The sequence below is a fragment of the Amycolatopsis sp. SID8362 genome (genome assembly GCF_010550475.1).
GTDB lineage: Bacteria > Actinomycetota > Actinomycetes > Mycobacteriales > Pseudonocardiaceae > Amycolatopsis > Amycolatopsis eburnea.
In genome coordinates, this window is record NZ_JAAGNB010000119.1 from 1 (window position 1) to 6,910 (window position 6,910).

3 protein-coding genes and 1 pseudogene are annotated in these 6,910 nt (G+C 72.0%); 2 read left to right on the forward strand and 2 right to left on the reverse strand.

The genetic code is table 11. From position 1 onward, the window contains the following. Together G3I65_RS04135 and G3I65_RS04140 are read right to left on the reverse strand one after the other, a co-directional pair. Positions 1-939: pseudogene (locus tag G3I65_RS04135) on the reverse strand (hypothetical protein); the annotation flags it as partial. Next, entirely contained in the window at positions 936-2,705 is a 1,770-nt protein-coding gene (locus G3I65_RS04140; protein WP_160694900.1) for an HSP90 family protein, read from the reverse strand. The pseudogene G3I65_RS04135 and the gene G3I65_RS04140, both read right to left, overlap by 4 nt. A gap of 358 nt (positions 2,706-3,063) precedes the next feature. On the opposite strand from G3I65_RS04140, the gene ileS reads away from it, so the two are divergent. Then, on the forward strand, positions 3,064-6,222 hold the full coding sequence (gene ileS, locus G3I65_RS04145; protein ID WP_160694902.1) for an isoleucine--tRNA ligase: 3,159 nt from the start codon (positions 3,064-3,066) through the stop codon (positions 6,220-6,222). A gap of 82 nt (positions 6,223-6,304) precedes the next feature. Further along, a partial coding sequence (locus G3I65_RS04150) for an NTF2-like N-terminal transpeptidase domain-containing protein (protein WP_275940140.1) occupies positions 6,305-6,910 on the forward strand: 606 nt, incomplete at its 3' end.

Here is a 6,910-nt window from a genome sequence, read left to right on the forward strand (position 1 = left end):
GCCCGCACGGCGCACCGGCGCGTCGCCGTGGCCGCCTTCGGCCACCAGTCGCAGGGTCAGCGCGGCCGCGGCGGCGAACTCCTGCTCCGCGTACGGCGTCGGCGGTGCGTCGAGCCAGCCGAGGTGCCGCTCGACGAGGTCGAGCCCGCGGGCGTGGTTCCCGGTCAGCGCGCAGAACGCGACGTGGGTGGCGATCGACTGCAGCTGCGCCGGGTCGTGCCGCATCGCCCGGTACGCGCGGCGGTGCGCCTGGACGGCGTCGTCGTACCGTCCGATGTGGACGTAGGGGAGCAGCAGCTCGGTCAGGATGTGCTGGGGCTGCTCGACGCAGCTGAACTGCCCGCCCAGCACCGGCTCGGCCACCTCGGCGGCGTCGGCGTACCGGCCGAGCCACGCCAGGTGCGCGACCTTGTCGCTCGGCTCGCAGCCGACACAGTCGGACATCTGGCCGCGCGGCGCGGCCGACCACAGCCGGTACTGCTCGGCGGCGGCCTCGCGGTCGCCGACGTGCCGGGCCAGCACGGCGCGGTACTGGTGCACCGGGTTCATCGAGTACCCGGCCGTGCGGTAGCGGCGTTCCATGTCGTCGAGCACGGCCCGGGTCCGCTCGAGCGGCACCTCGGGGAAGGTCGCCATCGACCCGGCCATGAACTTGAAGTACCAGTGCAGGTCGTGGGTCCAGCGCGGGTCGGCCTCGCCGCGGTCGTGCACCGCCAGGCACCACGCGAACGGCACGAACGCCTTCGCGGGCTCGCCGCCCTGCTGGTAGGCGCTGGTGAGGAAGATCCGGGCGCCGAAGCGCAGCTCGGGCGAACCGAGCGCGTCGGCCTCCCGGAGCCCGGCTTCGAGCGCGGCGATCTGGGCGCGGCCGCGCGGCAGGCGCTCGGCGGCCCACAGCCGGTCCCACACCTCCTGCTCGCCGGCGGTGGGGGTGGTCATCGGGTCTCCTCTTCGGGGACGGCCTGCTCCAGCAGGCCGAGGAACGAACGGTTCAGCAGCGCGGCGTCCGCCGGCCGGATCGGGTGCCTGCCGAACAGCAGGGCCTGCCCGTAGAGCGATTCGACGGCCAGCCCGCGCAGCGTGTCGTCCCGCAGCAGGCTGATCCGCCGCACCAGCGGGTTGCGGTGGTTGAGCACCAGCTGCGGGCGGTCGTCGGCCGGCTTCTCGAACGCCGAGAGCACGCCCGCCCACAGCTCGTCGACCTGGTCCTTGGTGGCCCGCAGCTCGCCGGCGAACGCGGCGGCGCGGTCCAGCAGGTAGAGCACCGGCAGGCTCGACGGCTGGAACTCGCGCAGCACGACCTCGCAGCCCAGCCGGTCGAGGTGGCGCTGCGCGGCCGCGACGAACGGCCGGGTGGCGAGCGCCGTGGCGCTGTCCAGCTCGGCGAACGCCGTGGTGAGGTCGCTCGGGTCGAGCCGGGTCACCACGAGGTCCGGTTCGAGCGCCCGCATCCGCTCGGCCAGCTCGCTGTCGTAGGTGTAGCCGCCGTTGATCACGGCGATGTCCTGCGCCGCCGCGACGCCGGCCAGCTGCTGGAACTCGTCGGAGGTGGCGCAGTAGCGCAGCAGCCCGTAGCGGCCGCGGAACTCGGCCATGGTCATCCGGCCGACGTTGGTCTCCAGCGGCCACCACTGCTCGACCAGCCGCAGCATCTCGTCGTCGTGCAGGGCGAGCGCCTTGACGCCGAGGTGGTGGATGCCGAGGAACCGGTTCAGCCGGTCGGGCGCGGTCCGCGCCAGCCCGGCGAGCCAGCCGCGCAGCCGGTCGCCGAGCGCTTCGCGCGCCGACTCCAGCTGGCCGTCGTCGTAGAGCGCTTCCCGGCTCGCCGTCGGCCGCAGCTCGCCCGCGTCGACGACGCAGCGGGCGAAGAACGCCCAGTCCGGCAGCAGCCCCGGCGCGTTCTCCGCGAGCAGCATCCGCTTGAGGTAGACGCGGTGGCCGCCGTGCTCGGCCGGGCTGGCCGGGAACGGCAGCACGTACGCCACGCCGGTCAGCCCGGCGGCGGGCACGTCCAGCTCGACGACGTCGAACGGCGTGAAGCCCAGGGTGTCCTGCGCGTAGCCGACCAGGTCGGCCTGCCGCTGCCCGGGCGCGCGGTCGTCGCGGGCCCACGGCACGGGCGTGGTGACCGGGTGGCCGTCGACGGTGATCCCGAACGGCAGCATCGAGCCGTAGAGCGTGGCCAGCTCGGCGACGGTCTCGGGGACGAACCACTGTTCGGCGCCGGGACGCGCGTCGAGGGTGACCGTGGTGCCCGGCTCGTCCCGTTCGCCCGGCCCGATCGCGTACGTGCCGTCGGAGCGGCCGGTCCACGCGACGGCCGGGCCGCCGTCCACCGACCGCGTCACGACGCGCACCTCGTCGGCGACGAGGAACGCCGAGAGCAGCCCGATCCCGAACTGGCCGAGGAACTCGTGGCGCTGGAAGCCCAGTTCGTCCCTTTTGGAGCTTCGCCCGATCGTCGCGAGCAGCTCGTGCACCTGGGCTTCGGTCAGTCCGATCCCGGTGTCGGTGACGCGCAGGACGCCCTCGCCGACCTCGACCGCGATCTCCGCGGGCGCGCCGGGCTCCCGCGCGCGGCGCGCGGTCACCGCGTCGACGGCGTTCTGCAGCAGCTCCCGCACGTACACGCGCGGGCTGGAGTAGAGGTGGCGGCTGAGGAGGTCGACGACCCCGCGAAGGTCCACCTGGAAAGTGCGGCTCACCGTGAAAAGTTCCCCCGTGGTTTCCGGCCGCGAACCCTCTCTGCGGCACCCGGTCATGCTAACGGGGGATCGCCGCGGCGGTCGTGTTCGTTTCCGGTGCGCCCCTCCGGCAACCGGGTTGCGCGGGGCGGTTAACCTGGTAGCAGCACGGCGTCGATCCGGCCATCACCGGGGAGCCTCCGGAAGAACCGAGCGTCACCGCTCTCAGTAGAACCGGACGGGTGCGGCCCGTGACAGCCGTTCAACGAAGCGGCCCGCGAAAGCGGGCAAGCGGGGTGGTACCGCGGAACGCCGCCAGGCGTCTCGTCCCCGTGTGGACAGCAGTCCGTACGAGCGCGACGAACCGAGGAGCACCCGGATGTACCCCCAGGCCCAGCTGAACGACGGTGCGGGAGTCCCGTCGCAGCCGTCCTTCCCCGAGCTGGAGAAGCAGGTCCTCGCCTACTGGGAGACGGACCGGACGTTCCAGGCGACCATCGACGCGCGCCCCGCGGGCGAGCACGGCGACAACGAGTACGTCTTCTACGACGGCCCGCCGTTCGCCAACGGCCTGCCGCACTACGGCCACCTGCTCACCGGGTACGTCAAGGACCTGGTGCCGCGCTACCAGACGATGAAGGGCCGCAAGGTCGAGCGCCGCTTCGGCTGGGACACCCACGGCCTGCCCGCCGAGCTCGAGGCCATGCGCCAGCTCGGGATCACCGAGACGTCCGAGATCGAAGAGATGGGCATCGCGAAGTTCAACGCGGCTTCGCAGGAGTCCGTCCTCCGCTACACCGACGAGTGGCGCGAGTACGTCACGCGCCAGGCGCGCTGGGTCGACTTCGACAACGACTACAAGACCCTCGACGTCACGTACATGGAGTCGGTGCTCTGGGCGTTCAAGCGCCTGTGGGACAAGGGACTCGTCTACGAGGGCTACCGCGTCCTGCCCTACTGCTGGCGCGACGCGACGCCGCTGTCCAACCACGAGCTGGGCATGGACGCCGACGTCTACCGCAACCGCCAGGACCCGGCCGTCACGGTCGGGTTCCGGCTGCAGGGCAACGACAACGACCTCGACGGCACCTACCTGCTGATCTGGACGACGACGCCGTGGACGCTGCCGTCGAACCTCGCCACGGCCGTGCACCCGGACGTCGACTACGTCGTCGTCGAGCACGACGGCAAGCGGTTCCTGCTCGCCGAAGCGCGCGTCGCCGCGTACGAGCGTGAGCTCGGCGAGGAGCCGGCAGTCGTCGCGCGCTACACCGGCGCGCAGCTGCTCGGCACCCGGTACGCGCCGCCGTTCCCGTACTTCACCGGCACCGAGAACGCGCACCAGGTCCTCGCCGCCGACTACGTCACCACCGACGACGGCACCGGGATCGTGCACATCGCCCCGGCCTACGGCGCCGACGACAAGGTGGTCACCGACGCCGCCGGCATCCCGCCGGTCACGCCGGTCGACGCGCACGGCAAGTTCGACGCCACCGTGCCGGACTACGAGGGCCAGCAGGTCTTCGACGCCAACCCGAACATCGTGCGGGACCTCAAGAACGGCACGGGTTCGGCGGCGCAGCAGGGCGCCGTGCTGCTGCGGCACGAGACCTACGACCACAGCTACCCGCACTGCTGGCGCTGCCGGAACCCGCTGATCTACCGCGCGGTCTCGTCGTGGTTCGTCGCGGTGACGCAGTTCAAGGACCGGATGGTCGAGCTGAACCAGCAGATCACCTGGTACCCGGAGAACGTCAAGGACGGCCAGTTCGGGAAGTGGCTGGAGAACGCCATCGACTGGTCGATCTCCCGCAACCGGTACTTCGGCACGCCGATCCCGGTGTGGCAGTCGGACAACCCCGAGTACCCGCGCACGGACGTCTACGGCTCGCTCGACGAGCTGGAGGCGGACTTCGGCGTGCGGCTGGACAACCTGCACCGGCCCTACATCGACGAGCTGACCCGGCCGAACCCGGACGACCCGACCGGCCAGTCGACCATGCGCCGCGTGCCGGACGTCCTCGACGTCTGGTTCGACTCCGGCTCGATGCCCTACGCCCAGGTGCACTACCCGTTCGAGAACGCCGAGTGGTTCGAGCACCACTACCCGAGCGACTTCATCGTCGAGTACATCGGGCAGACCCGCGGCTGGTTCTACCTGCTGCACGTGCTCGCGACGGCGCTGTTCGACCGGCCGGCGTTCCGCACCTGCGTCTCGCACGGCATCGTGCTGGGCTCCGACGGCGCGAAGATGTCGAAGTCGCTGCGCAACTACCCGGACGTCAACGAGGTCTTCGAGCGCGACGGCTCCGACGCCATGCGCTGGTACCTGATGGCGAGCCCGATCCTGCGCGGCGGCAACCTCGTCGTCACCGACAAGGGCATCCGCGACGCCGTCCGCCAGGCCGTGCTGCCGCTGTGGAACTCGTACTACTTCCTCGCGCTGTACGCGAACGCCGAAGGCGTGGAAGGCCAGTGGCGCACGGATTCGCCGAACGTGCTCGACCGGTACGTCCTGGCGAAGACGCACGAGCTGGTCACCGACGTCGAGTACGCGATGGACAGCTACGACGTCGCGGGCGCGTGCCAGACCGTGCGGGACTTCCTCGAGGTGCTGACCAACTGGTACGTGCGCCGCTCGCGGGACCGCTTCTGGGCCGGCGACAAGGACGCGATCGACACGCTGCACACCGTGCTCGAGGTGACTTCGCGGGTGGCGGCGCCGCTGCTGCCGCTGACCACCGAGGTCGTCTGGCGCGGCCTGACCGGTGGCCGCTCGGTGCACCTGACCGACTGGCCGAACGCGCTCGACCTGCCCGCGGACGCGGCGCTGGTCACCGCGATGGACCGGGTGCGGCAGGTGGCGTCGTCGGCGCTGTCGCTGCGCAAGGCGAACAAGCTGCGCGTGCGGCTGCCGCTGTCGTCGCTGGTCGTGGCGGCCGAGGACGCGTCTTCGCTGGAGCCGTTCGCCGACATCCTGCGGGACGAGGTGAACGTCAAGGCGGTCGAGCTGACCACCGACGTCGCCGCGCACGGCGGGTTCGAGGTCGCGGTGAACGCCCGCGCCGCCGGCCCGCGGCTGGGCAAGGACGTCCAGACGGTGATCAAGGCCGTCAAGGCGGGCGACTGGTCGCTGCAGGGCGGCACCGTGGTCGCGGCCGGGATCACGCTGCAGGAGGGCGAGTTCGACCGGCGGCTGGTCGCCAAGGGCGGCGGCGCGGCGGCGGAGCTGCCCGGCGGGTCCGGCCTGGTCCTGCTCGACACCGAGGTGACGCCGGAGCTGGCGGCCGAAGGCGTGGTCCGCGACCTGGTCCGGGTCGTGCAGCAGGCCCGCCGCGACGCCGGGCTCGATGTCGCGGACCGGATCGCGCTGACCGTCGACGCGCCGGACGACGTCGTCGAGGCGGCCCGGCGGCACGAGGAGTTCCTGGCCTCGGAGACGCTGGCGACGTCGGTGGCGCACGAGCCGGTGGGCGAGGGCTTCGCCGGCGCGGTCGGCGAAGGCACGAAGGTGACGGTTTCGGTCGCGAAGGCCTGACGCCGGTCGTGAGTGGTAAGTAGGGTTAGAACCCGACTTGCCACTCACGACGGTGGCGTTCCTTGGGGGAGGGGAAACCGGGATGAGCCCTGGCAAGAGACGCGGGATCCTGATCGGCGGCGCGCTGCTGGTCGTCGTGCTCGTGGTGGCGGCGTTCTTCGTGCTGAACAGCGGGAACTCGGCGCCGACGGCGGAAGCCGGGGCGACTTCGGTCGAGCGGCCGGGCGCGGCCGACCCGCAGTCGGCGATCACCGAGTACGTCCAGGACCTGACCGAGAACAACCCCGACGCCGCGGCCCGGCTGACCGACGACAACGCGGCGGCCGCGGTGGCGCTGCGGGACACGCGGAACACGCTGAACCCGAAGTCGGTCGTCGCCAAGCTGACCCTCCTGCAGCCGACGCCTGCCGGGGCGAAGACGACCGGCGGGACGTTCTCGATGGCGTGGTCCCTCAAGGGCGGCGTGTGGAGCTACGACGTCCCCTTCCAGCTCGCCCAGGCCGGCGGGAAGTGGCTCGTGCACTGGGCGCCGTCGTTGCTGCACCCGAAGCTGGAGGCGGGCCAGCGGCTGGTGGTCAGCACCGCCGCGACGGACACCACGGCGGTCGCCGACCGCGACGGCAAGCCCCTGCTCATCGCCGGGGCGGGCGGCACGCGCGCGGCCGAGGGCAACCCGGCGCCGCTGCTG

What these genes read in the sequence shown, in the direction of transcription:
- ileS (WP_160694902.1), top strand. Translation starts at nt 3,064, where the DNA reads ATGTACCCCCAGGCCCAGCTGAACGACGGTGCGGGAGTCCCGTCGCAG.